This is a genomic window from Acinetobacter portensis, from assembly GCF_010646905.1.
GTDB classification, from domain to species: domain Bacteria; phylum Pseudomonadota; class Gammaproteobacteria; order Pseudomonadales; family Moraxellaceae; genus Acinetobacter; species Acinetobacter portensis.
Window position 1 is genome coordinate 2,379,202 of sequence record NZ_JAAARQ010000002.1, and the last position, 22,178, is coordinate 2,401,379.

At 38.9% G+C, this 22,178-nt stretch carries 34 protein-coding genes; 32 read left to right on the plus strand and 2 right to left on the minus strand.

Annotated elements, in window-relative coordinates:
- The first annotated feature begins 40 nt into the window (after positions 1-40).
- A complete protein-coding gene (locus GTK57_RS11280) occupies positions 41-298 on the plus strand; it encodes a hypothetical protein (protein WP_163123647.1) in 258 nt (85 codons plus the stop codon).
- A 45-nt stretch (positions 299-343) separates the two neighbouring features.
- Positions 344-733 carry a hypothetical protein gene (locus GTK57_RS11285; RefSeq protein WP_163123650.1) on the plus strand — a complete coding sequence of 130 codons (390 nt, stop codon included), beginning with the start codon at positions 344-346 and terminating at the stop codon, positions 731-733.
- Here GTK57_RS11285 and GTK57_RS11290 read toward each other — a convergent pair.
- Together GTK57_RS11290 and GTK57_RS11295 are read right to left on the minus strand one after the other, a co-directional pair.
- Positions 716-1,024: a hypothetical protein gene (locus GTK57_RS11290; protein ID WP_163123653.1), complete on the minus strand. Its 309-nt coding sequence runs from the start codon at positions 1,022-1,024 to the stop codon at positions 716-718. The genes GTK57_RS11285 and GTK57_RS11290 overlap by 18 nt on opposite strands.
- A 27-nt stretch (positions 1,025-1,051) precedes the next feature.
- Complete coding sequence (locus GTK57_RS11295; RefSeq protein ID WP_163123656.1) at positions 1,052-1,705, minus strand: LexA family protein; 654 nt, start codon at positions 1,703-1,705, stop codon at positions 1,052-1,054.
- A gap of 106 nt (positions 1,706-1,811) precedes the next feature.
- Here GTK57_RS11295 and GTK57_RS11300 point away from each other — a divergent pair, with 106 nt between their 5' ends.
- From GTK57_RS11300 to GTK57_RS11445, 30 genes are all read left to right on the plus strand, one after another.
- Positions 1,812-2,000, plus strand: a complete 189-nt coding sequence (locus tag GTK57_RS11300; RefSeq protein WP_163123659.1) for a helix-turn-helix domain-containing protein — start codon at positions 1,812-1,814, stop codon at positions 1,998-2,000.
- A 52-nt stretch (positions 2,001-2,052) separates the two neighbouring features.
- On the plus strand, positions 2,053-2,508 hold the full coding sequence (locus GTK57_RS11305) for a phage regulatory CII family protein (protein WP_163123662.1): 456 nt from the start codon (positions 2,053-2,055) through the stop codon (positions 2,506-2,508).
- A 45-nt stretch (positions 2,509-2,553) separates the two neighbouring features.
- Complete coding sequence (locus tag GTK57_RS11310) at positions 2,554-2,760, plus strand: hypothetical protein (RefSeq protein WP_163123665.1); 207 nt, start codon at positions 2,554-2,556, stop codon at positions 2,758-2,760.
- On the plus strand, positions 2,757-3,587 hold the full coding sequence (locus GTK57_RS11315; RefSeq protein WP_163123668.1) for a DNA-binding protein: 831 nt from the start codon (positions 2,757-2,759) through the stop codon (positions 3,585-3,587). The genes GTK57_RS11310 and GTK57_RS11315 overlap by 4 nt, the downstream gene beginning before the upstream one ends.
- The gene (locus GTK57_RS11320; protein ID WP_163123671.1) at positions 3,587-4,906 is read left to right on the plus strand and encodes a replicative DNA helicase; all 1,320 of its coding nucleotides are present in this window, start codon (positions 3,587-3,589) and stop codon (positions 4,904-4,906) included. The genes GTK57_RS11315 and GTK57_RS11320 overlap by 1 nt, the downstream gene beginning before the upstream one ends.
- On the plus strand, positions 4,903-5,163 hold the full coding sequence (locus tag GTK57_RS11325; protein ID WP_163123674.1) for a hypothetical protein: 261 nt from the start codon (positions 4,903-4,905) through the stop codon (positions 5,161-5,163). Before GTK57_RS11320 ends, GTK57_RS11325 begins: the two co-directional genes overlap by 4 nt.
- The gene (locus GTK57_RS11330) at positions 5,160-5,642 is read left to right on the plus strand and encodes a hypothetical protein (protein WP_163123677.1); all 483 of its coding nucleotides are present in this window, start codon (positions 5,160-5,162) and stop codon (positions 5,640-5,642) included. Before GTK57_RS11325 ends, GTK57_RS11330 begins: the two co-directional genes overlap by 4 nt.
- 34 nt (positions 5,643-5,676) lie before the next feature.
- Positions 5,677-5,832: a helix-turn-helix domain-containing protein gene (locus GTK57_RS14715; protein WP_228720312.1), complete on the plus strand. Its 156-nt coding sequence runs from the start codon at positions 5,677-5,679 to the stop codon at positions 5,830-5,832.
- Positions 5,833-5,880: 48 nt separating this feature from the next.
- Positions 5,881-6,630: a hypothetical protein gene (locus GTK57_RS14720; RefSeq protein ID WP_228720313.1), complete on the plus strand. Its 750-nt coding sequence runs from the start codon at positions 5,881-5,883 to the stop codon at positions 6,628-6,630.
- A complete protein-coding gene (locus tag GTK57_RS11345) occupies positions 6,627-7,064 on the plus strand; it encodes a hypothetical protein (protein WP_163123683.1) in 438 nt (145 codons plus the stop codon). Before GTK57_RS14720 ends, GTK57_RS11345 begins: the two co-directional genes overlap by 4 nt.
- A 12-nt stretch (positions 7,065-7,076) precedes the next feature.
- Positions 7,077-7,496, plus strand: coding sequence for a Mor transcription activator family protein (locus GTK57_RS11350; RefSeq protein ID WP_163123686.1), 420 nt, complete (start codon positions 7,077-7,079; stop codon positions 7,494-7,496).
- 60 nt (positions 7,497-7,556) lie between these two features.
- A complete protein-coding gene (locus tag GTK57_RS11355) occupies positions 7,557-7,937 on the plus strand; it encodes a hypothetical protein (RefSeq protein ID WP_163123689.1) in 381 nt (126 codons plus the stop codon).
- On the plus strand, positions 7,934-8,374 hold the full coding sequence (locus tag GTK57_RS11360; RefSeq protein ID WP_163123692.1) for a glycoside hydrolase family protein: 441 nt from the start codon (positions 7,934-7,936) through the stop codon (positions 8,372-8,374). The genes GTK57_RS11355 and GTK57_RS11360 overlap by 4 nt, the downstream gene beginning before the upstream one ends.
- Positions 8,374-8,967: a lysis system i-spanin subunit Rz gene (locus tag GTK57_RS11365; RefSeq protein WP_163123696.1), complete on the plus strand. Its 594-nt coding sequence runs from the start codon at positions 8,374-8,376 to the stop codon at positions 8,965-8,967. The genes GTK57_RS11360 and GTK57_RS11365 overlap by 1 nt, the downstream gene beginning before the upstream one ends.
- 62 nt (positions 8,968-9,029) lie before the next feature.
- Positions 9,030-9,533 (plus strand): terminase small subunit, encoded by a 504-nt coding sequence (locus GTK57_RS11370; protein ID WP_163123699.1) that lies wholly within the window; start codon positions 9,030-9,032, stop codon positions 9,531-9,533.
- The gene (locus GTK57_RS11375; protein WP_199287345.1) at positions 9,526-11,520 is read left to right on the plus strand and encodes a phage terminase large subunit family protein; all 1,995 of its coding nucleotides are present in this window, start codon (positions 9,526-9,528) and stop codon (positions 11,518-11,520) included. The genes GTK57_RS11370 and GTK57_RS11375 overlap by 8 nt, the downstream gene beginning before the upstream one ends.
- A gap of 54 nt (positions 11,521-11,574) precedes the next feature.
- Entirely contained in the window at positions 11,575-12,195 is a 621-nt protein-coding gene (locus tag GTK57_RS11380) for an Ltp family lipoprotein (protein WP_163123702.1), read from the plus strand.
- Positions 12,196-12,316: 121 nt separating this feature from the next.
- A complete protein-coding gene (locus GTK57_RS11385; protein WP_163123705.1) occupies positions 12,317-12,862 on the plus strand; it encodes a hypothetical protein in 546 nt (181 codons plus the stop codon).
- A 3-nt stretch (positions 12,863-12,865) separates the two neighbouring features.
- Entirely contained in the window at positions 12,866-14,425 is a 1,560-nt protein-coding gene (locus GTK57_RS11390; RefSeq protein ID WP_163123708.1) for a phage portal protein, read from the plus strand.
- The gene (locus GTK57_RS11395; RefSeq protein WP_163123711.1) at positions 14,425-16,413 is read left to right on the plus strand and encodes a phage major capsid protein; all 1,989 of its coding nucleotides are present in this window, start codon (positions 14,425-14,427) and stop codon (positions 16,411-16,413) included. The genes GTK57_RS11390 and GTK57_RS11395 overlap by 1 nt, the downstream gene beginning before the upstream one ends.
- Positions 16,414-16,458: 45 nt before the next feature.
- Positions 16,459-16,767 (plus strand): Rho termination factor N-terminal domain-containing protein, encoded by a 309-nt coding sequence (locus GTK57_RS11400; protein WP_163123714.1) that lies wholly within the window; start codon positions 16,459-16,461, stop codon positions 16,765-16,767.
- Positions 16,767-17,096 carry a head-tail joining protein gene (locus GTK57_RS11405; protein WP_163123717.1) on the plus strand — a complete coding sequence of 110 codons (330 nt, stop codon included), beginning with the start codon at positions 16,767-16,769 and terminating at the stop codon, positions 17,094-17,096. Before GTK57_RS11400 ends, GTK57_RS11405 begins: the two co-directional genes overlap by 1 nt.
- Positions 17,093-17,602 (plus strand): phage tail protein, encoded by a 510-nt coding sequence (locus GTK57_RS11410; RefSeq protein ID WP_163123720.1) that lies wholly within the window; start codon positions 17,093-17,095, stop codon positions 17,600-17,602. The genes GTK57_RS11405 and GTK57_RS11410 overlap by 4 nt, the downstream gene beginning before the upstream one ends.
- Complete coding sequence (locus tag GTK57_RS11415) at positions 17,587-18,162, plus strand: hypothetical protein (RefSeq protein WP_163123723.1); 576 nt, start codon at positions 17,587-17,589, stop codon at positions 18,160-18,162. Before GTK57_RS11410 ends, GTK57_RS11415 begins: the two co-directional genes overlap by 16 nt.
- A complete protein-coding gene (locus tag GTK57_RS11420; RefSeq protein WP_163123726.1) occupies positions 18,159-18,794 on the plus strand; it encodes a phage baseplate assembly protein V in 636 nt (211 codons plus the stop codon). The genes GTK57_RS11415 and GTK57_RS11420 overlap by 4 nt, the downstream gene beginning before the upstream one ends.
- Positions 18,794-19,132 (plus strand): GPW/gp25 family protein, encoded by a 339-nt coding sequence (locus GTK57_RS11425; protein ID WP_163123730.1) that lies wholly within the window; start codon positions 18,794-18,796, stop codon positions 19,130-19,132. Before GTK57_RS11420 ends, GTK57_RS11425 begins: the two co-directional genes overlap by 1 nt.
- Positions 19,129-20,046, plus strand: a complete 918-nt coding sequence (locus GTK57_RS11430; RefSeq protein ID WP_163123733.1) for a baseplate assembly protein — start codon at positions 19,129-19,131, stop codon at positions 20,044-20,046. Before GTK57_RS11425 ends, GTK57_RS11430 begins: the two co-directional genes overlap by 4 nt.
- Complete coding sequence (locus GTK57_RS11435; protein ID WP_163123736.1) at positions 20,043-20,576, plus strand: phage tail protein I; 534 nt, start codon at positions 20,043-20,045, stop codon at positions 20,574-20,576. The genes GTK57_RS11430 and GTK57_RS11435 overlap by 4 nt, the downstream gene beginning before the upstream one ends.
- On the plus strand, positions 20,573-21,685 hold the full coding sequence (locus tag GTK57_RS11440) for a phage tail protein (protein ID WP_163123740.1): 1,113 nt from the start codon (positions 20,573-20,575) through the stop codon (positions 21,683-21,685). The genes GTK57_RS11435 and GTK57_RS11440 overlap by 4 nt, the downstream gene beginning before the upstream one ends.
- Complete coding sequence (locus tag GTK57_RS11445; protein WP_163123743.1) at positions 21,685-22,170, plus strand: frataxin family protein; 486 nt, start codon at positions 21,685-21,687, stop codon at positions 22,168-22,170. Before GTK57_RS11440 ends, GTK57_RS11445 begins: the two co-directional genes overlap by 1 nt.
- The last annotated feature ends 8 nt before the right edge of the window (positions 22,171-22,178 follow it).

The following is a 22,178-nucleotide window of genomic DNA, read 5'->3' on the forward strand; positions in this document are numbered from 1 at the left end:
AAAAGAAAACCCACACTGGATGGGTTAGATGGAGTTTGTTATGAGTGGTAAAACATTTGATGAGGCTGAAAAGCAAATGCATGAAATAATTACTAATACTGGAAAAGAAAAAATAATGCAGTTTCTAGATGAATTAAATATATTAACCCTCAAACATGGTTTCTATATATCCACAATTCTTGATGAAAATGGATCAACTAAGTGCTTTCCGTATCTAATCCCAATGGATAAAGATGCTCGTTATACTGGGTATGATTTTAATTCAGATACTGGTGAAATAATTTTTATAGAGATTTAATTGTCAATTAATTTAATACGTACATTTAAATAAGGAATTTAAAATATGAATAATGATCATGCAGACCTTTGGCTTCTGCTTAATAGCGACTGGAGATCTAAGTTGTTAGTTAGACTTAGCAATACAGGGCTATGGGACCTTAATGAACTTGTAAAAAGAGCTGAACAACTCGAGCATTATTTTTTTAATGGTGAGTATGCTAATTACACACCACAAAGCCCTGAAGAACATATTGAAACAATTCACAAGGTTCGAATGACAGGCATTCACTTGAGATCTGGTTGTAATGATGTGAAAAAAATTATTGAAGTTATTGAAAGCTCAAAACCATATTTGCTTAATCATCTAATAGAAAAAGTCAAAGGAAAATCTATTGATGAAATTAACAACTTAATTGAACCTCGCTCAAAAATCAGTTCATTCATGATCCCTTGATGAAGTGATTTGAAATTCAATAAGTTTTTCTAATACGGGAGAGCTAATACGGAAAGCCTCCCATTGTTCCTCAATAATAGATATTGGAGCAAAGAAAATAACACCATTATCATCCATGAGAGTGTTGATATTTTTAGTGAATTCTTTAAATAGGTCGGGAATTATATCTATCACATAAATACCATCAAACAAAATACAAAAGTCGACATTTTCTTCAGTTAAATAATTGGTTACTTTGCTTAGATTTTTAGCATCTTTGTTTTCAATAATAATGATATATGCGTTATCCATTACTAATCCTTTTTACTTAATTCAAATTTATATTTTTCTATACAACCCAACAACTTTTCCAACTAAACGGCAATCTTCGCTTAATTTAATAATTTGCTCAGGCCAGTTAGGGTTTAATGGTTTTAGGTATTGTGAACCACCTTCAGTAATCAATTGCTTAAATGTAGCCTCTGTATCACCAGAACAAGAAACAATAACTAAATCATCTGACTGTAGATCGAAAGTCTGAACATCTGGATTGACATAAATACGATCTCCAATTTCAAATTTAGGCGACATTGAAACGCCTGTAACAATTAAGCCATACCCATTTTTCCCACAGTCCTTATTTGGTGGAAGCCATTCGTCTATTTCTGCGTCTTTAATTACAGTTTCAATAGCTGTGAATGAACCTGCCGCTACCCAAGAAATAACAGGGACAGGGCGACCTTCAAGAGCAATCTTTTGGGTTAAATTAATATTGTTGTCAAGCCTAGGAGGTGCTTCTTTACCTGTAAGGAGCCAGTCGTCACTAACACCTAAAAATCTGGCAATTAGTTTTAGCTTTCCCGCCTTAGGTTGGCTTTCACCATGAATCCACTTTCCAGCTGCTACACCAGATACGTCAGCAGCTCGAGCTAAGTCAGCAGGCTTAAAACCTTTTTCTTTGAGTTTTTCTTGTAGGCGTAGATGGAAAGACATAATCAAATCCAAGAAATAATCTTAACTAATGTTAATACATTAAGTTGAAACAGTGGTTATCATGTGGTAACTTTGGTTAATTAACTATAGTTAAGTTGAGGCTTTAATGAAACCCAGTGACCTAATGAGCCATTTTGGTTGCAAAACAAGACGTGAGCTGTCCAAAAAAACAGGATTTTCTGAAGTCACTTTGTGGAAGTGGGAGAAGAATGGAATTCCACCACGCACACAAGCGACTTTTGAAGTTTTATCCCAAGGCAAATTAAAGGCCGATCTGGATGCTTTAACTACTTAAAACGAATTATTGCTCAATCAAATTTAGATAAAAACGTTCAAAGGAACATGCAATGAACATATTAGATGCCGCATACAACACAGTGCATGATTTTCCTGGTGGGGCTAATGCACTTGCACCACGCATAGGAATTAAAAGCCCCGCCGTACTCAACAGCAAGGTGAATCCAAATACTGACACTCATCATTTAACGCTGTTAGAAGCATCGAAAATAATGGCGATTACTGGTGATTATCGTGTTTTGCAAAACCTTAATGCTGAACACGGAAAGATCGCAATTGATTTACCAAAGATTCCTGAATGCCAAGACATGGCTTTAACAGAACTTGTTTTAAGTATGGGCATTGGTGGTGGTGATATTCAATCTGTCTTCAAAGAAATGATGGCGGATGGTCGTATTACAGAAGGTGAAGCAACAGATATGTCAAAAGTAATTCATGCGCTTTATGAAGTGCTTGCCAAACTTGATGCACAAGTACGTGCATGTGTAGAAAAAGAAAAAGCCTGATCTTGGGGATCAGGCTTTTTAATTCAAACTTATGAGGGAATGAACATGAATACTCTAACACAAATAAAACCAAGTGAACAACTTGGAGGAAGCTTGAAAAAGCCTACATATCAAGAGCGATTACTTGCTCAAAAAATCCAACTTTTGGAAATAGCTCTTAGAGCGAGCATTAAAGCTCCTAATTTGGAAAACATGTCGAATACTGCGAAAGCAAAGCACGACTTACTTGTTTTCATGCGAGGTGATGCATGAATCAATCAATTTCAATGATCAGATTAATTGAAGCTATGAACGATCAACCAATCGCTTTTAATAAACATTATGTATTTATTGGTTGTGGAATCAATGGTGCACTAATGCTTTCTCAGTTGGTGTACTGGACTGCTCGCACTAAAGATGCAGATGGGTGGATTTATAAGACCCAAACTGAGTGGACTCAGGAAACAGGGCTAACAAGAACCGAGCAAGAAAATGCTCGTAAAAAACTACTAGAGCTTAATTTCATTAAAGAGAAAAAGCAGGGTGTTCCGTGTCGAGTTTTCTTTTGCGTTGAACGTGAAAACCTATATAAAGCATTGATTGAATACTCTGAAAGCCTTGATTCTTCACAGTTTGCAGGAAACCTACAAACTAGAATGCAGGAAACCTACAAACTAGAATGTGCTAAACCTGCAAACAAGAATGCACAAAACCTGCAATCTAATACAGAGAATACTACAGAGAATACTACAGATATTAATTTAGGTGCTGACGCTCCTAAAGCACACAAATTCTCTCCTAAGAAATTCTTAATTGAAAATGATGTATCTGAACAAACAGCTCAAGAGTTTATTGATCTTAAAAACAAGAAACGTAAAACCATTACTGAGCGTTCTTTGAAAATCATCTTCAATCAAGCTGCAGAAGCGAAACTGACCAATGAGCGTGTATTCCAAATAATCGTATTTAAAGGCTGGGAGTCTTTTAACGCTACTTGGAATTGGTCAGAAGCAAACAATCAGATTGAGCAATTGGAGAATCCACAGGCCAATCAACCAAACATCCCTCAAAACTTCACTGCTGACATGGGAGATTGGTAATGAGCAATATTCACAATATCTCAATCGAACAATGTGTATTAGCAGCACTGATGACAGTTCAAAATTCTTATGAAACTGTAATGGGCGACTTAACAACAGATTGTTTTCATGCAAACAAGCATCAGGATATTTACAAAGCAATAGTAAGCCTTGCTGATAAAAACAAGCCGTATGACGTTTTGATGGTTGAGCAACAACTCAATCAAGAAAATACGTTATTTGATGCAACTGAATACCTTATGCAGATGATGGCAGAGGCTCCATCAAGTTTTTACAACCTTGAAAGCTATGTTGCTGAGTTGGTGAAGTTTAAAAACCATCGTGAAGTTGAAGTGATGGGTCGCAGTATTCAGGAGGTAGCTAAAGATTTATCGGTTACTGATATTCATAACGCTGCTGAAAACATTCTAAGCCAAGGATCAACAAGCGATAAGGCTGAAAAAACAAGCTTTACATTTGAAGAAGCAGTGAAGCGTTCAGGTGAGCAACTGATTCAAAAAGCACAAGCGAAAGCAACTAAGCAATTTGTAGGAGTGAAGTTCAACCTTCCTCACTTAGATAACTTGGTCGGAACGATCCAGAAAGGCCATTTTTGTGTGATAGGTGGTCGTCCTGGCTCGGGTAAATCTACTTTGGCTCAAATGGTAGCGATTCAAACAGCTATGCAGTTCCAAGAGGCTGTATTGGTTGTATCTGCTGAAATGGATGTTGAGACATTCACTAACCGTTGTATCTCTGCTGTATCACAGATTCCTTTTTCGCATATTCATAATGCTGAACTTGAAAACGAAACACATTTGTTCGTGGATGCTCAAGAGCGATTAGGGAAATTAAAGATTCATGTTGAAGATAAGCAAAAGCCAACAATCTCTGAAATTCACTCGTATGCACGTAAAGCAAAGCGCAATTATAAAAAATTAGGTTGCATCATCGTTGATTACTTACAGCTTGTACGTGATCCAAGTAAGAAAGACCGCTATCAGGAAGTGAGTTCAATCAGTCGTGATTTGAAAGCTATGGCGAAAGAATTTGATTGTCCTGTGATTGCACTTGCACAGCTTAACCGTGAATCGGAAAAGGGTAAGCGTCCAAAGCCAAGCGATTTAAAAGAATCAGGTCAGATTGAGCAGGATGCAGACCAGATTTTATTAGTGCACCCAGTAGTAAATCCTAATGACGATGAGCCTACAGGCATTACTGAAATCATTGTTGGGAAAAACCGTCACGGTAAAAAGGGAATTGCACGAGTTGCAGATCGTTTAGATATTTGTCGTTTTGTGGGTATTCAAGAAGATTCAAGAGTTGGGGGTGGGGTGTGAAATTAGATCTTACTGATCGTCAATACCAAGTACTGCAATGTGTTAAGGATGCAAAAGCACAAGGCAAAAGACCTTACACCAGAGGCGTGGTAAATCGAATGAAAGCCAAAGGGTATGACATAACTGAGCGCCAATGCTCTTATGACTTAAGTGTGATTATTCGTACCAAAGGAACTGGCGTGATTAGCATGCGCCTTGGAAGTAAGCCAACTCTTTGGATTTACGACGAAGGTTGTGCCAAGGATGGTGCCGCATGAACGAATTACTACAACAACGTATCGAATCCGTGCAAGCGGGTCGAAATATAACTCATGCTCAGATTGAAGCTAAACGAAGTCTACGTGAGCAACTAGATAGTGATCTTGAGGCTTTCTTAAAAAATGGCGGAAAGGTGGAGACTCTACCGCGTGGTTATTCAGGATTAAGCGATGAGCTTAAACCAACTCAAAAAATGCGATCAATCATGTCTGTATCGGTTGCAAGTGCCCACGCTAGAAATAACAAACCAAACGTAATCGCACGAAATGAGGCGAGAGAAAAAGACTTAAAACACTATCACGGTGAACCATGTCGAGCTTGTGGCTCAACACTTAAATATACAAGTACTGCAAGTTGTTTTTCATGCAATAAGGCGTCAGCACTACGCAGGTCTGAGCGTATGAGAAAGGAGCGGGTGAAGCATGAAAAAGCAATTCAGCGCCGTAAAGCAAACAGAAAAAATTGTATTGGTTCTTAAGAATGCGATTCAAAGCAAAGGGCGATTTAGCACGATGGATATTGCTGAATGGACAGGTTTATCAAGATTTTCTGCAAACGTGATTTCAAGACAGTTGGTTGAAGAGGGTTATTTGATTTCCGATGGGTGTAAGCCATTGGGATTTAAAGCGACAGACAAAGCAAAACAATTATTTTGGGTGGCGGTATGAACAGGGATTTAGAAGAAGAATTGTTGTTGGAGCAGGGGTGGGAAGCGAATGAAGATTGAAAAAGGAAACAGAGTAAAAGTTGAATTTACATCTGAGTCAACAACGCATTTTTCAGGTGATGAAATTAAAGGTTTTGGTGTAGTAGATCGCTGTGAAGATGGATATGTATTTGGTCGATTAGAGTGTGGTAAGCCTTTCATGTGCCTTGAAAGTGATTGTGAATTATTAATCAATCCAAGCTTGGATTTTGAGCATTGGTTTATTAACCAAGACTTCTACACAAATATGCGCTTCATTCATGGTGATAACTTGTTTAGTAAAGATGGTGATGTTTATCGAGTATTGCCAGTGCAGATGGCATACCAAGTTTGGATAAGTCGAACTAAATCTTTGGACAACATGGAACAGTGTTATATCCAAATAAAAAAAGAACGTGACGAACGACAAACACAAGTATTGAAACTGAAAGAACAGTTAACAAAATTGGGATACTCGGATCAAGGTGGTGAATTAATGAAACCACCATTGGGTGATCGACCTGATTTTAATTTGTTGGGTCAGTATAAATCACAAGTTGAGTGTTTGAAGGTTGATCTAGCAGGTGCGAATGAAAGAGCTCAAATATTACTTCATAAAAAAAACACTATGGTGGATTCGCTTAAATCCGAGCGTGATCATCTAAAGAAATGTGTGGACGGTGCTTTTGATATAGCACTTAACACAAATATTTTTTTACCAGCAAATAATCTCTACACAGTATTGGAAAGAATAAGAAGAGCTTTGCGAGGTGAATCGTGAATAAAAAAATACTCATCGGTATTGATACAGGAGTAAACACAGGTTTTGCCGTTGCTATCGATAGTGGCAACGGTGGAGACCTGCAAAAAGTTGAATCTGTATCCATTACTCAAGCTATGGCCAACATTAATGAGTTGGTAATTGAGCATGGAAAAGAAAACATAAAACTTTATATCGAAGATGCACGTTTACGAACTTGGTTTACAGGTGGGCGAGAAAAGGCGCAAGGGGTTGGATCTGTTAAGCGTGATGCTCAAATTTGGGAATCTTGGTGTAAAGAACAAGATTTGAATTACATCATGATCCATCCAAAAGCAAACGCAACAAAAACAAAAGCAGATGTATTTAAAAAAAGAACAGGGTGGCTGGGTCGTACAAACGAGCATGCTCGTGATGCAGCAATGCTGGTTTTTCACCGTATAGCTAAACACTAGATAGGGTTTGATATGGAAAGTATTGATGATTTGAATGGAGATTTAAGAAGTATTGCTGAGGTCATTGGTCGACATAATGCGCTTTATCTTGTCAGTCAATGCCCACGATACAAAACAGAGAAACGTGCAGGACAGGGACAATTGTTTCTTTATGTGCCAACACTGAAAAGACTCGAAATGAATCACTTTCTTGTAAAAACTCTTGGTTATCCAGATGCAGAAAAACTTTCTAAAGAATTTGGTGGTGAATTACTCGTATTGGCTCAATGTAAGCAGATTATTTTAAGAGCTCGTGATAATGGCATTAGAGAAATGATTAGAGTTGGTTTTAATGTCAATGACCTTGTAAATATTTTTAACGCGTCTGAGCGGGTTGTTTCAAGAATTTATGAAGCTGAATTATGTAGTCATCAAATGACTTTTAACTTGTGAATAATGAAAACTTCATAGTGATACTGAACAATAAAAAAAATTATCGCAGGTATTTGTGTAATGGGTGGAAACGAATGGTGGGTCGCTATACTTAAATTCCTAAGTGACTCTATAAGTGTGATGCAGTATTGGATTGCGGGTTTGGTGGGGGCAACAGTGGCTACTAGATATAACAAAGAACAACTTAAAACACTTGGTGATTACCTCTTCTTCTTGTTATCAGGTGCTTTTTCAGCTCATTACCTTACTTCTCTAATCATGCATTATTTTGATTTGGCTCCAACACATGCTGGAGGTATTGGTTTCTTAACCGGTGCTTTAGGTGGTTTGATCTTTCAAGAGCTTTTCGCTTGGATTAAATCGGGTGCTTATAAGGAGGTTAGCTTTAAAGACTTCTTTATCGACATGCTTAAAAAATGGAAGGGAGGTAGTAAAAAATGAAAGGAAATTTAATTCGTTCGTTACGTGGTGAAGAAGGTGAAGTACTTACAGAATACAAAGATCATTTGGGTTACTCAACGATTGGTGTTGGTCGTTTAATAGATAAACGTAAAGGTGGGGGCATCACTAAAGAAGAGTCCGCTTATTTACTGAATAACGATATCGATAAGATCGTTGAACAATTGGATAAGCGTATTTCGTGGTGGGAGACACTCGATGAAGCACGCCGTGGGGTGTTGGTAAACATGGCATTTCAGATGGGTGTAGACGGATTATTAGGTTTTAAAAACACATTAAATATGATTCAGTCTGGTCGTTATTCGGATGCTGCGAAAGGTATGCTGAATTCATTATGGGCGAAGCAAACACCAGCACGTGCAAAACGAATGTCAGAACAAATGCGTACAGGTGTATGGCAATTTAAGTCGGGGATGTGATGAATATCAGACTCATTATCGTTATTGGCTTTGTACTACTGGCTACCTTTATTGGCTGGTGTTGTTATGACTATGGTTATAACAGCGCTGAGAATAATAAAATTGAAGCTTATGAAGAAACAATTCGTACGCTGGAAACTCAAGTTAGCACAGCGCTTGATAGAGAGCGACAAAGTTACAAAATACAAGAGGGTCTTGAGTCTAAGTATCTTGAAAAACTTAAGGAAATGAAGGACAATGAAACGAATCTTATTAATGAGTATCACGCTAACAACCTCAGGTTGCGCGACTCACTTAAAGCCAAGCAATGTCCCGATGTGTCCAGCACTGCCAACAGCACCAGCGGCAATCATGCAACCACAACAGGCGGACTTCACGACAGAGATGTCGAGTTTCTTATTCGGTATGCCACAAGAGCAGACGCCGTAGCAGAGCAACTCAAGAGTGCTCAAGCTCTCATCAAGCAAGACAGAGAGCTTTGTAACGGTCAGACCGATATATCTAATATCCCAAATAAAATAGTTTCCAAAGGTACTTCCAGAGGGGCACCCCAAGCGGGGGCAAAGACCTCGCAGGTTTTCATATCTGCGTGAATTTCAAAATCACAACATACTACTACTTCTCAAATATAAATAGGTTTGGATGATGTCTTGTCATGACGAATGCTGTAAAGGGTCAAAACGTAAGTAGAGCAGGGCTTGCAGATGTTTTTGGTGTTGCCTTAACAACAGTAGATTCATGGGTGAAAAAAGGTTGTCCAGTAGTAGTCCGTGGTCATGGAAAAGGGCAAGAATGGAAGTTTAATACAGCCCAAATTTCATCATGGCTACAAGACGAAGCAGTTGATCGCGCAACAGGTGATATTCCAGATGATATGGATGAGCTTAAGCTTCGGAAACAAAAAGCAGAAACTGAACTTGCTGAATTGGAGCTTGCTGAAAAAAAAGGTGAAGTGGCTTTAATTGCGGAATTTGAACGTGCTCAATCTATGGTATTCGCTGCTATACGTGCAAATATTATGAATGTGCCACAACGTGCCGTTTTACAATTATTAGGTGAAACGGACGAGCGTACATTTAAAGAAAAATTAAAAGCTGAGCTGATCTTAGCACTTGAAACTTCAGCTGAAGAAGAGCTGGAGGAGGAAGAGATTGAGTGATCTTTCTATATTCAGTAATTATGGATCTGTTCTTGATGCTGTAAAACGCTCTATGCATCATCTGGTACCGCCACCAGATATTCTGCCAAGTAAGTGGGCAGAAAAAAATATTAAAATTCCTGTGGGTAATGCGATACCAGGTCCTATTAATTTTGATAATGCACCTTATCAAAGAGGAATGATTGATGCCATTAAAGAATATGGGGTACGTCGTGTAACTTACATGACAGGCGCACAGCTTGGTAAAACTACTATTCAGCAATGTGCTACCAGTTATTTTATTGCTTATGAGCCGAAGTCACAAATTTTTGTACAACCAACGCAAGGTGATGTACAAACATTCTTAGAAACAAAGCTTCGACCAATGATTGAAGCGAACAAATCTATTTCTCAAAAGATGGCCAAGCCACGAAGTCGTGACGGTGTGAATAACAGTCGTATGATTTCATACGTGGGTGGCTGGCTCATGTTTTCATGGGCTGGATCACCGAAAACTTTAAGAGGTAGATCGGCACCAGTTACTCATGCTGATGAAATAGATGGTATGGAAACAACACCTGAAGGTGACGCTAATGAATTGTTAGCTCAACGTGCTGCGACATTTGGAGATCAAGCACTAAGAACTGAATCAAGTACTCCTACAATCGCAGGTGCAAGTCGCATTGAAAATGCATATAGGCAAGGCGATATGCGCCGTTATTATGTACCTTGTCCACATTGCGGTGAAGCTCAATTCTTGCGATGGGAAAATGTCACTTGGCAGGGGCGTAAATCTACCAATATTCAAGATGCTAAAGAAGATTTAGATCAAGAGCATGATGTTGAGACAGCAGGTTATAAATGTGAATGCTGTGGTGAAGTATGGTCAGATGGTGAACGTATTGTTTCAATTCGTAATGCTGAAAAGCTTGGCCATGGTTGGAAAGCAGAAAAACCATTTAAGGGTCATGTTAGTTTTCATGCACCAGAGATGCTTTCTACATTTCGTAAAATGCGTGACATTGTGCAGTCTTATTTGGATAAGTTGGCACTTGATGATTTGCAAGTATTTGTAAACGTATCACTAGGTGAAACGTACGAAGAAAATGGTGATAAGGCAGATCCTGAAGTACTCCAATTACGTGCCGAAGAATATGTCGCACGTGTGCCTAACGCAGGTGTGTATTTAACGTGCGGTATTGATATGCAGATGGATCGTTTAGAGCTTGAGATTGTTGCTTGGGGAGTTGGTGAGGAAAGTTGGTCTATTGATTACCGTGTACTTTGGGGTGATCCCCTTGGTGACGAAATTTGGGAAGAGTTAGACGATATACTTGAAGCTACATATTTACATGAATCTGGTGCACAACTGAGTATTTCTGCCGCATGTTTAGATACCGGTGGTACAGCTGGTTATACACAACGTGCTTATGAATATGTAAAAAGTCGTAGAAATAGAAAGTTGTTTGCAATTAAAGGGCGTGCAGGTTGGGGCATGCCAATAGTGCAAAGTCCACAGCGTAAGCAATCGGGTAAAGATAAGCGAAAAGTTGATTTATTTATTGTGGGTGTGGATGAGGCGAAACTTACTGTAATGCGCCGTTTAGATCTAGAAAAGAAAGGACCAGGTTATTGTCATTTCCCACATGATCGAGAAAGCGAGTGGTACAGACAATTAACTGCTGAAAAACTGGTTATTCGTTATGTAAAAGGTCAGCCAATTCGTGAGTGGCACAAACCTGATCGTGCACGAAATGAAGCACTGGATTGTCGTGTATATGCTTTGGCTGCTTTAAAAATTATGCAGCCGAATTTAAAGCGTGTAGCTGAGCGTGTATCAATAGATGTGTCAGATCAACCTGTGATTGAAAATAAAGAGAATACCGAATCTAAGCCTAAAACTGTTGTTAAACGTAAGGTTGTTAAAAAGCCACAAGCAAAAATAGTCATGCCAGCTATCAAGAATACGGTTATTAAGAAAAAGAGGATATTTGGTAATAAAAAGTGATTAAATTTTGTTACAGTATTGGTTTATTTTTAAACTGTACTGAATAGGGAATGTATGGCTATTTTAAATGGGGTTTTTGCGCTATTAAATGTTATTTTTTTTATTTTACTGATTATAGGCTTGATTAAACCTAGTATTGTTAAATTAAAAACAAGAGGGAAAGTTTTTTTAATATTTTTTTCTGCAATGATTATTTCAGGGTTGCTTTTTAATATAACAATGTCAGATGAGCAAAAACAACAATCAGTAAGCGTTGTTGAGAATAAAGGAGTTGAGCAAGTAATACCTGTGAAAACTGAACAAGTAACAGAGACTATTGAAGCTGTTGAGCCAAAAAAGGTGGCTGAGGCAGAACAAAGCTTTACAAGCCCACAATTAAATGCAATTAGATCTGCAAAGCAGTACCTTTCATTTTCTAGCTTTTCACGTAATGGCTTAATTGATCAATTATCATCTAGTGCTGGTGATGGTTATGATAAAGCCGATGCAACAATTGCTGTAGATAGTCTAAGCGTTGATTGGGATGAACAAGCTGCCCTTTCTGCAAAGCGTTATTTAGAAATGACAGGTTTCTCTTGTAAGGGATTGATTGATCAACTTTCATCGAGTGCTGGTGATAAATATACAAAGGATCAAGCAACTTATGGAGCCCAACAAGCAGGTGCTTGCTCTTAAATTAGATTTTTCTTAGAAAAAGCCGCCTTTTTAGGCGGCTTTTACAATTGTGAATAATGAAAAAAACCACTTAAAAAATGATGATAAAACCAAGAAAACACGCATTTTTGGTTAAAAATACATGAGTGGTCAGCAATTTCCAAACCAAATCAAAGCAGGTACCACGTTTAAATTTAGTTTGAATTTGACTGCTTACCCCGCCTCCAATTGGATAATTCACGCCTATTTACGTGGTGCTGATGCAATTGATATGCAGGCAGAACCACAGGGCAATATGCATATTTTCAATATTTCAGCTTTGGTTACTAAAGAATACAAAGCGGGTCATTACGGCTATTCACTTCGAGCAATTCAAACTGAATCTGGTGAAGTTGATGAACTTGAAGCTGGTGCTGTTGAGATTAAAGCAGATTTAGCAACGGTATCTACGAGCCAAGATTTAAGAAGCCATGCACGTAAAACATTAGATGCAATTGAAGCAACCATCGAAGGGCGTGCAAGTCTTGACCAAGAACGATACAGAATTAACAACCGTGAACTATATCGAACACCACTAGAAACTTTAAAGAAACTACGTGATCAGTATCGAGCAGAAGTCAGCCGTGAAGAAGCAAAACTTGCTGGCAAAAGTATGTTTGGTAAATCATTACGTGTGCGTTTGGGGTAGGTTATGTTTGGATTTAAAAAAGAAGAGCAGCTTAGAACACCACATGTGGCAGAGCTTAGCGATACGGTAATAAGTAAACCTAGAAAACTTTACCGAAATATGGTTCGTACATTTAAGGCGGCAGCAACAAGTCGTTTAAATAGTAAGTGGCCATCCACGCCTATTAATGCAGATCATGTTGTTGAGCGTAGTCAAAGAATATTAGTGGCACGTAGTCGTGAGCAATGTTCAAACAATGATTATGCAAAAAACTTCGTACGAATGGTTCATCAAAACGTTGTTGGTCCAACAGGCGTAACTTTACAGGCACAAGTTAAAAAAACAGATGGGAAGCTCGATTCTCATGCAAATGACGCGATTGAGTTTGCATGGTTGGAATGGAATAAAAAGAAAAACTGTGACATTCGAAATCTTCAAACATGGCGTTCCATTCAACGTTCATGTGTTGTTTCCGCAGCTAAAGACGGTGAATTTTTTGCAAGAATCATTCGGGGCGATTTAGCAAGCGAGTGGGGATTCTCTTTACAGCTTATTGATGCTCAGCGTTGTCCTGTTGATTACAACGCAAAGTTGAATAATGGTCGTTTTATTCGTCAGGGCATTGAGTTTAATGAATATGGGAAACCTATTGCTTATTACTTCAGTGCCACAAATGGAGATGATGTTCATTATCGCACGGCCACAAATAACTATACGCGAGTTGAAGCAGCAGACGTTATACATGGTTTTTTAGAAGAAATGACAGGTCAAAAGCGTGGCTTGCCTTGGACTTCTACAAGTTTATTTCGCTTACATCAAATTTCAGAATTTGAAGACTCAGCCATTGTGAATGCACGTGTTTCTGCTAACAAAATGGGCTTTATTCAATGGAAAGAAGGATTTGGTCCTGAGTTTGATAAGGAAGAAGATGAAATTCAAATTGAGTCACAAGCTGGTGAGTTTCCTGTATTACCAGAAGGTGCAGAACTAAAAGAATGGTCTCCAAATTATCCGACGGGTGAGTTCTTACCTTTTCACAAAGCAATGCTTAGATCGATGGCGGCAGGTATGGGGGTTTTATACAACAACCTTGCTTCAGATTTGGAAAACGTAAATTTCTCAAGTATTCGCCAAGGAACATTGGATGAGAGAGAGCATTGGAAAGAACTTCAACAGTGGTTAATTGAATCTCTTATTGAGCCTGTTTTTATGGAATGGCTGAAATACTCATTATTGAGAGGTTATATCAAAAAGAAAAACGGCACACCTTATTCTGCAATGGAGTTTGATCGCTTAAGCAAAGTTTCATGGCAACCACGTCGTTGGTCTTGGATTGATCCATCTAGTGAAGTTGCTGCAGCTGAAAAAGCAAAAAATAACATGCTGACTTCACCTGGTGCGGTCATTCGTGAACAAGGTAAAGATCCACAGACTGTTTGGGCTGAATCCGCGCGTGATTTAAAAACAATGAAAGACGAATACATTAATCAAGGTTTTTCTGCTGAAACCGCAGAAGAAATGGTGCTTGCCAGCATGGGGCGCAAACAATCAGGGGCGGTTGGTCGTCCGAAGGAAGGTATTTAATGAAACTTAAACGCATGAATATGGCTTTAGCATTAGTGGGTACATCATTGACACGTGATGCATCACAAACGAAGCCTCTACCAGACTTTAACAAAGAAACTTTGCTTCGTAATTATGTTGTAGATGATTTTAAAGTGGATATGGAAAAGAGAACTGTTGAGCTTTCTTTTTCAAGTGAAACAGAGGTAGGGCGCTGGTTTGGTACTGAAATTCTAGATCATAGTCCTGGTGCTATTGATTTCACTCGTTTGCATAGTCGAGCACCATTTTTAATGGATCATAATGATCGTGATCAAACGGGCGTTGTCGAAAATGCATGGCTGGATCAATCTCAGCGTAAAGGTCGTGCATTAGTCAGACTAAGTAGGTCTGCTCGTGGTGAGGAAATTCTACAAGATATTAATGACATGATTCGTACAAACATCAGTGTTGGGTACAGCATTAAAAAAGCCATTTTAAAAGAACAACGTGAAAATGAAGACGTGTATTTAATTACAGAGTGGCAACCTTATGAGATTTCACTAGTTTCTATACCAGCAGACACAGCAGTAGGCGTGGGTCGTTCTGCAATTGTGAATAATGAAAACGTACCTGCGAATTTGCAAAATGAAAAAATAAACAATATTCAAATTCCTCATCAACAGAGAACACATATTATGAATTGGGAATATTTTACTGACGAAAAGGGCAACCAAGTACGTCAACAAGTAGATGCAGATGGTAAGCGTTTTGGTGCAATTGTAATGGTTCGTGCTGTTGGTGATACAGCAGAGCAGGGCGCGCAAGCAGAGCGTAAACGTGTAAGCGATATTATTGCTTTAGGTGAGCGTTTTGGTGCAGGTGATTTAGTTCGTCAATTTATTGATGAAAATAAAACAGCAGCAGATTTGCAAGCTGCAATTTTAGAACGAACCCATGAAAAACAAAGTAAACCGTTACGAGAACAGACGCGTGATAGTAACCTTGGTTTGTCTGATTCAGAAGTTCAGCGTTTTAGCTTAGCGCGTGCAATTCGTGCCATGTTGCCGAATGCAACCAATGCTGATCGTGAAGCTGCTGCATTTGAGCTTGAATGTAGTCGTGCTGCACAACAGGCGTATGGTCGTAGCGCTCAAGGCATTTTAGTACCGGCGGATGTATTAGGTCGCGCTTTTGAGAAAGGTGGCACCACCAGTTCAGGTGTTGGGGCAGTTGCAGAAGATCACCGTGCTGACCTGTTTATTGAGATGTTGAAAAATAATACAACCATCATGCAATTAGGCCAAGTTATGGGTGGTTTGGTTGGTGACATTGATATTCCAAAGCAAACAGGGGCGTCTGAAGCGTACTGGGTTGGTGAAGGTGCTGACGCAACAGGATCACAACCGACAGTGGGGCAACTGAAAGCATCGCCAAAAACCGTTGCGGGTAAAGTGGATATTACTCGTCGCTTGCTTCAGCAGTCATCACCAGATGCTGAAAACTTGGTATGGAGCGACTTAAACCGCTCAATTGCATTAAAGCTTGATCATGCTGCTTATTATGGTACAGGTGCAACGAATCAGCCACTCGGATTAAAAAATATTTCAGGCATTAACGCCGTGAATTTTGCTGCGGATAATCCTACTTTTGCTGAATTGGTGCAAATGGAATCGGAAATTGCTGCCGACAATGCTGAAGCGGATCGCATGGCTTATGTATTTAACTCAGCAATGCGTGGTCATGCAAAAACAACAGCACGTTTTGGATCTGGTACAGAAAGCACAATTTGGGAACCAGGTAATACAGTGAATGGTTACCGTGCAGAAGTGTCAAATCAAATTGCAACTGGAGACGTATTCTTTGGTAACTTTGCTGACTTGATCATTGCGCTGTGGGGCGGTCTCGACATTATTGTTGACTCAAGCTCTTTAAGTTCATCGGGTGGTTTGCGAATTGTTGCATTCCAAGACGTTGACTTTGTGCTGCGTAATACCGCATCAATCTGTTACGGCAAGAAACCAGCTTAAAGCTGGTTTCTAACCTGTCTTTAGACTCTATATAGGCATATAAAAATGGTTAAGAAAATTACTGTAGTTATCGCTTTAACTTCCGCTGTTGCAATTGATGGTGAAATTCGTGTTGCTGGTGATGAAGTTGAAGTTGATCAAGATCTTGCAAAAGATTTATTGACTCGTGGTCGTGGGGTGTTGGTTGAAGCCTCTGATACTACCCAGGCGGCAGATGACGAAATTGATTTGTCTAAAATGACAAAAGCCCAATTAGTTGAATTTGCACTGCATGAATATGAAATTGAACTTGATGCATCACTTAACAAAGATGCATTGATCGAAGCAATTCAAACAGCTGCGGCAGACGAATAATGACTGCGCCGAGCTGGGAAAATTTAGACGTTTTTCTACAAACTGATGCCGTAGGTGGTTTTGCTATTACTGCAACGGTTCAGCTTGCAAATGGATCTGATGATAAGCCAGTAACAGGCATATTTGATGAGCCGTATTTAAATGCTCAGCTCGGTGAATATGAAGTTGATGATGCTCAGCCACGCTTTACATGCAAATCAAGTGACGTTAAAGGTGTTGCACGCGGTGATGGTTTGTTACTTTCTGATGGTCGAAAATTTCATGTGATGACGTATCCACAGCAAGATGGCACTGGAATGTCAATCCTTAAGCTTGAAGTGAATGAATGATTTCACTTGATATTAGTGCTCAAGGCATTGAATCAATTATTGCCGAGTTAGAGCCTACGGAAAAACAAGTTAATGCTGCATTAAGCCGTACTTTAAATAAGATGGCCAGGTGGATTCAAACGAGAACTGTAAAAGGTTTGAGTGCAGAGCTTCAAGTTATGCAGAAGGTTTTACGCAGAAGAATGCGTAAGACGACGATTCAAAAAACAAACACAGGTTGGACGATCAACCTCTGGTATGGCTTAAACGAAATATCACTCATTCATTTAAATGCGCGTGAAACTAAACGCGGTGTGACTGCTGGTAGACATAAGCGAGACAGTGCTTTTATTGCCAAAGGTCAAGTTTTTAAAAGACAAGGAAAAGGGCGTTTGCCACTTGAAAAGCAAACGTTAGAAATTAAAGAAAAAGCAGATTCATATTTAGATGGCCAAGCTTTTTCTAATGGGTACCAGGAGCAATTTTTTAAAGTTTTGGAGCATGAATTGAAATGGCAGATGCGATAGAAGGAACAGATATTGTTGCAATGCATGACAACATTGTAAAAAAACTTTCAGATCAATTTAAAGATGATTTCAAGCTGATTGAATTTTATCGAAGTGAAAATGATCGTAAGCCATTAAAAAAAGAAAATTTACCAGCATTGTTGCTTGAGGTTCCTGACTTTGAATTGAATTTGGAAGCAGATGCGGGTACAGAGCAATTGGCTATGTTTGCTCGCATTGAAGCACGAGTTGTCATTGATGCGATGGAAAAAGAACAAGACAATCCAACTTTTGCAAAATTAAAGGTAAGAACACTTGCCTTAAAACTCGCGCAATACCTTTTTAAAAATAAACATTTTCACGAATTAAAAACAGGTCCATTAACTCTTTTAGATGTGACTGAAGATGCATTTTATCCTGGACTAGATCGCTACGATGTTTGGCGTGTGGATTTTTCCATACCTATTCATATTGGTGAGAGTATTTGGAAATCTGAAGGTGTAACGCCTACTGCATGGTTTAGTTGGTCACCTGAAATTGGTAGCGCTCATTCAAGTGCTTATCAGGAGATACTGCCATGAGTTATGCATTAGCACAGATGGATCGCATCCTTGCAAACCTTATAAAAATAGGTCGTGTAGATAGCATTGATTTTGATGCTGGTACAGCAACAGTAGATTTTGATGGTGAATTGGTTGCTGGTATTGAATGGGCTAAGTCACGTGCTGGCACAGATCGTTCATGGAATGGCGGTTATAGCAAAGGTGAGCAAGTTTTAGTGCTATCTCCATCTGGTGATTTATCGCAGGGCTTTATTACTGGATCAATCTCACAAGATGCATTTCCTCATGCTGGCAATGATAAAAACCCAAAACGGATTTTTGAAGATGGAACCGTTATTGAGTACGACAAAACCAGTAGCACGCTATTAATTGATGCATCAGCTTCTGGTGGTCATGTGGTTATTCAATGTAATAGTGCTCAAATTCAAGCTGAATCAACAATCACTATGGATGCACCAAATACGATTTGTACTGGAAATTTGACTGTAGAGAAATCCTTAAGCATGGGTGCTAGCGGTGGAGCTGCGACGTTGAAAGGAGATGTCTCCTTTAGTGGTGGTTCATTAACCCATGACGGGAAAAATATTGGTGAATCACATACGCATAAAGGTGTTCAAACTGGTGGTGGCAACTCAGGAGGCGTGAACTAATGGGAATGAATGCTCAGACAGGTCGAGAATTGACAGGGCTAGAACATCTTAAACAATCCATAGCCGATATTCTAAATACTCCGATTGGTTCACGAATCATGCGTCGTGATTATGGCTCTCGATTATTTGAGTTAATTGATGCACCAATTAATAGAAGTACAGTGGTTGATATTGTTGCAGAAACTGCAGAAGCACTGATGAAGTGGGAAGATCGCCTTGTAGTGAGTGCTGTAGATGTGACTGGAGCAGTGGTGGGGCAAATTGTTCTGAGAATTACTGGTAAATACAAACTTGATGGAAAAACTGTTCAATTGGACGGCATTGTGGTGGGCAAATGAGTACAGTCGATTTTTCACAGCTTTTACCGCCTAGCTTAATCACTGAATTAAGCTACGAAGCCATTTTTACAAAAAGAAAAGAAAGTTTTATATCTCTATATGATGCATCTGAACAACAAGCAGTACGAGAGTTATTACAACGTGAATCTGAACCAGTAGTGAAGTTACTACAAGAAAATGCATATCTGGAAATGCTATATCAAGCAAAATGCAATGCTGATGCTAGATCTTTATTACTTGCTTATGCAGAAAAATCAGATTTAGATCATCTGGCTTTAACAGAATATGGACTAACACGCTTAGTCGTCACACCTGCAGATAACACAGTAATTCCACCAGTTGAAGCTGTTAATGAATCTGATGAGCGATTACGTGAACGTTGTATTTTATCATTTGATGGTATGAATACAGCAGGCTCTGCTAATGCATATCGCTATTTCACATTATCAGCAGACGGTCGAGTGGATGGAATTAAAGTCAAATCAGATGAAGAAACACCGTGTTTTTTAGATATTGTGATTACACAAGTCGATAGTGAAAATGGTGAAGCATCAGCAGAATTAATTCAAATTATTCAAACCGCCTTAGATCCTGATACAGTGCGTCCAGTTGGTGATAGACCAACAGTTAAATCAAGTATCGCAACAAATTACCAAGTTGAAGCAGTTTTATATGTGGGTAAAAATGCTGAGGATGCATTGTTACTTGAAGCAGCAAATATTCGTTTAGATAAATACATTAAAAATGCTCAAAAAAACGGTGAAAGCATTTATTTATCTGCAATTTATGCTGCATTGCATGTAGACGGTATTGAGAGAGTCGAAATTATTGCACCAGCTTCGGATTTGGTAATGGACAGTTATCACCATCCATATTGCACAGCTAAAAGTATTACGGTTGGAGGTGTAATTTGACAAGTTTACTTCCTCCAAATTCCACAGAACTAGAACGAAAACTTGCTGAAGTCGGTAAAGATGCTTTTGATTTACCATCGATTCGAATAATCAAAGATATTGATCATGTGCCATCGCAATTTTTACCTTTTATTGCTTGGCAAAAATCAGTCGATTATTGGGATGATAACTGGCAAGAAGAATTAAAGCGGAAAGTCATTAAAGAATCGAGAGATTTGCACCGATTAAAAGGCACACCTGCAGCAATTAAAAAAGCCTTAGAACCGTTTGGATATGAAGTCAATATTATTGAATGGTTTGAAGTAGAGCCTAATTTAGTACCAGGTACTTTTAAATTAGAAATCGATTTAATTGGGAAACCTCTCAACTCTGATACTACAGCAGAAATCAATCGTCTTGTTGGTGAGACTAAAGCTGCATCAAGGCATGTTACTGACATTCAATTTACGACCAATTCACCTGTTCCAGTTTATATTGCCACTGGTTATCAACGAGCAGTGACGGTATCTAGTTATACGAGATCAATATGAGCGATTACTACAATATTTTAACCAATCTTGGGCGTTCTAAGATTACAGACTTAATCACATCTGATACTGCACTTGAAAACATTCAAATTGCATTTGGTGATGGTAATGGTTCAGTCCCAACACCGAACCCTGCACGTACAGCACTAGTAAATGAAGTACATCGCAGACCTGCCAACAAATTACAAAAACATCCAACTTTAACAAATAGTATTATTGTTGATGTGGTTATACCTAATAATGTGGGTGGGTTTTGGATTCGTGAGTTTGGTATTTATTTCGATGGTGTTTTAATCTGCAATGGTTCATTAGCCCCAACTTTTAAAGAAGCATCTGATGATACTGTGAATACATATCGTCTGAAGCCTTACATTAATGTTGAATCAGATCGACTTAAAGTTGTTGAAATTGAAAGTGACTTAATTAATGCAACTGAAAGTTGGACTCAAGAAAATTTCATTAATCGAAGTGAAATCGTAGACAACTTAACAACCAATGATGCAAACAAAGTTGCTTCTGCAGGAACAGTAAAAGAACTGCAAGATAATAAGCTTGATAAAACCGATTTAAAAGATGCAAGCACGGAGCAAAAAGGCGTAGTAAAACTCAATAACACACTAACAAGCACAAGCATGAGTGAAGCATTAACCGCTGCTCAGGGCAAAGAATTGAGCGACAATAAGCTTAATAGTGTATCAGGGGTTGCTACTGGATTAAAACTTGCCAATAGCGCTATTCGTGAAGTTACTGGTTCAAATTACACAATCACCTATAATGATTCGAACAGAATTGCAATTATAAGAATGCGTGTTTTTACAAACAAGACCGTTGATGGTAGTGGTGTTTTTACTGTTGACGAAGCCGGTGGTTATTACAAAGCTCTAATCACACTCCCAATCACACTTCAGAAAAGAATTTCTGCTGATTTTTTGCTTGCAGCTGCAAGTGGCAGTGCGTCTTGGATCAATGAGGCTGGCGAATGGCTTGTTCAATGTGACCCAATTGGTTCCAATGGTGTAACCGAATCAAAAGTCGGTGTACATTTGACAGGGTGGCGTGGGTCTGCGCGTGAGGAAGTTGACGGTTATTTAGAAGTTGTGGGGATATTTTAATGAAATGTTATTTTAATTTAGAAGCTCAAGAATTACGAATCAATGAAAAACTACATGATGATGATGTTGAAATATCATTTGATGAACACCAAAATATATTAAACGCACTAAATAGTGGCTGCATCATTTTACCCGATCTAACAGCAACATCACCTCGACCAACCGCGCATCACAATTGGGATGGTGGAAATTGGATAGATCCACGCACAGAAGAAGAAAAACTCATATTCAAGCGATCACAGTATCCAAAGCTCAAACGCTACCAATTCATGCGTGGCATGCTTGAATATGGTTATAAGCCTTCAGACATTGAAGCTAAAATCATGCTCATTGAAGATGAATACACACGTGAATTGACCATGATCGGTTTTAAAGACGCGACTAACTTTGTCCGTACAGACCCAAGTATTGATGTTATGCGTGATATGTTGAAAAGAACAGATGAAGAAATTGATGAGTTTTGGGAGTTCGCTTTAAACTTATAAATTAAGCC

Coding starts and splice junctions, on each gene's coding strand:
- GTK57_RS11280 (WP_163123647.1), top strand. CDS start 41: ATGAGTGGTAAAACATTTGATGAGGCTGAAAAGCAAATGCATGAAATA.
- GTK57_RS11285 (WP_163123650.1), top strand. CDS start 344: ATGAATAATGATCATGCAGACCTTTGGCTTCTGCTTAATAGCGACTGG.
- GTK57_RS11290 (WP_163123653.1), bottom strand. CDS start 1,024: ATGGATAACGCATATATCATTATTATTGAAAACAAAGATGCTAAAAAT.
- GTK57_RS11295 (WP_163123656.1), bottom strand. CDS start 1,705: ATGTCTTTCCATCTACGCCTACAAGAAAAACTCAAAGAAAAAGGTTTT.
- GTK57_RS11300 (WP_163123659.1), top strand. CDS start 1,812: ATGAAACCCAGTGACCTAATGAGCCATTTTGGTTGCAAAACAAGACGT.
- GTK57_RS11305 (WP_163123662.1), top strand. CDS start 2,053: ATGAACATATTAGATGCCGCATACAACACAGTGCATGATTTTCCTGGT.
- GTK57_RS11310 (WP_163123665.1), top strand. CDS start 2,554: ATGAATACTCTAACACAAATAAAACCAAGTGAACAACTTGGAGGAAGC.
- GTK57_RS11315 (WP_163123668.1), top strand. CDS start 2,757: ATGAATCAATCAATTTCAATGATCAGATTAATTGAAGCTATGAACGAT.
- GTK57_RS11320 (WP_163123671.1), top strand. CDS start 3,587: ATGAGCAATATTCACAATATCTCAATCGAACAATGTGTATTAGCAGCA.
- GTK57_RS11330 (WP_163123677.1), top strand. CDS start 5,160: ATGAACGAATTACTACAACAACGTATCGAATCCGTGCAAGCGGGTCGA.
- GTK57_RS14715 (WP_228720312.1), top strand. CDS start 5,677: ATGGATATTGCTGAATGGACAGGTTTATCAAGATTTTCTGCAAACGTG.
- GTK57_RS14720 (WP_228720313.1), top strand. CDS start 5,881: ATGAAGATTGAAAAAGGAAACAGAGTAAAAGTTGAATTTACATCTGAG.
- GTK57_RS11350 (WP_163123686.1), top strand. CDS start 7,077: ATGGAAAGTATTGATGATTTGAATGGAGATTTAAGAAGTATTGCTGAG.
- GTK57_RS11355 (WP_163123689.1), top strand. CDS start 7,557: ATGGGTGGAAACGAATGGTGGGTCGCTATACTTAAATTCCTAAGTGAC.
- GTK57_RS11360 (WP_163123692.1), top strand. CDS start 7,934: ATGAAAGGAAATTTAATTCGTTCGTTACGTGGTGAAGAAGGTGAAGTA.
- GTK57_RS11365 (WP_163123696.1), top strand. CDS start 8,374: ATGAATATCAGACTCATTATCGTTATTGGCTTTGTACTACTGGCTACC.
- GTK57_RS11370 (WP_163123699.1), top strand. CDS start 9,030: ATGACGAATGCTGTAAAGGGTCAAAACGTAAGTAGAGCAGGGCTTGCA.
- GTK57_RS11380 (WP_163123702.1), top strand. CDS start 11,575: ATGGCTATTTTAAATGGGGTTTTTGCGCTATTAAATGTTATTTTTTTT.
- GTK57_RS11385 (WP_163123705.1), top strand. CDS start 12,317: ATGAGTGGTCAGCAATTTCCAAACCAAATCAAAGCAGGTACCACGTTT.
- GTK57_RS11390 (WP_163123708.1), top strand. CDS start 12,866: ATGTTTGGATTTAAAAAAGAAGAGCAGCTTAGAACACCACATGTGGCA.
- GTK57_RS11395 (WP_163123711.1), top strand. CDS start 14,425: ATGAAACTTAAACGCATGAATATGGCTTTAGCATTAGTGGGTACATCA.
- GTK57_RS11400 (WP_163123714.1), top strand. CDS start 16,459: ATGGTTAAGAAAATTACTGTAGTTATCGCTTTAACTTCCGCTGTTGCA.
- GTK57_RS11405 (WP_163123717.1), top strand. CDS start 16,767: ATGACTGCGCCGAGCTGGGAAAATTTAGACGTTTTTCTACAAACTGAT.
- GTK57_RS11410 (WP_163123720.1), top strand. CDS start 17,093: ATGATTTCACTTGATATTAGTGCTCAAGGCATTGAATCAATTATTGCC.
- GTK57_RS11415 (WP_163123723.1), top strand. CDS start 17,587: ATGGCAGATGCGATAGAAGGAACAGATATTGTTGCAATGCATGACAAC.
- GTK57_RS11420 (WP_163123726.1), top strand. CDS start 18,159: ATGAGTTATGCATTAGCACAGATGGATCGCATCCTTGCAAACCTTATA.
- GTK57_RS11425 (WP_163123730.1), top strand. CDS start 18,794: ATGGGAATGAATGCTCAGACAGGTCGAGAATTGACAGGGCTAGAACAT.
- GTK57_RS11430 (WP_163123733.1), top strand. CDS start 19,129: ATGAGTACAGTCGATTTTTCACAGCTTTTACCGCCTAGCTTAATCACT.
- GTK57_RS11440 (WP_163123740.1), top strand. CDS start 20,573: ATGAGCGATTACTACAATATTTTAACCAATCTTGGGCGTTCTAAGATT.
- GTK57_RS11445 (WP_163123743.1), top strand. CDS start 21,685: ATGAAATGTTATTTTAATTTAGAAGCTCAAGAATTACGAATCAATGAA.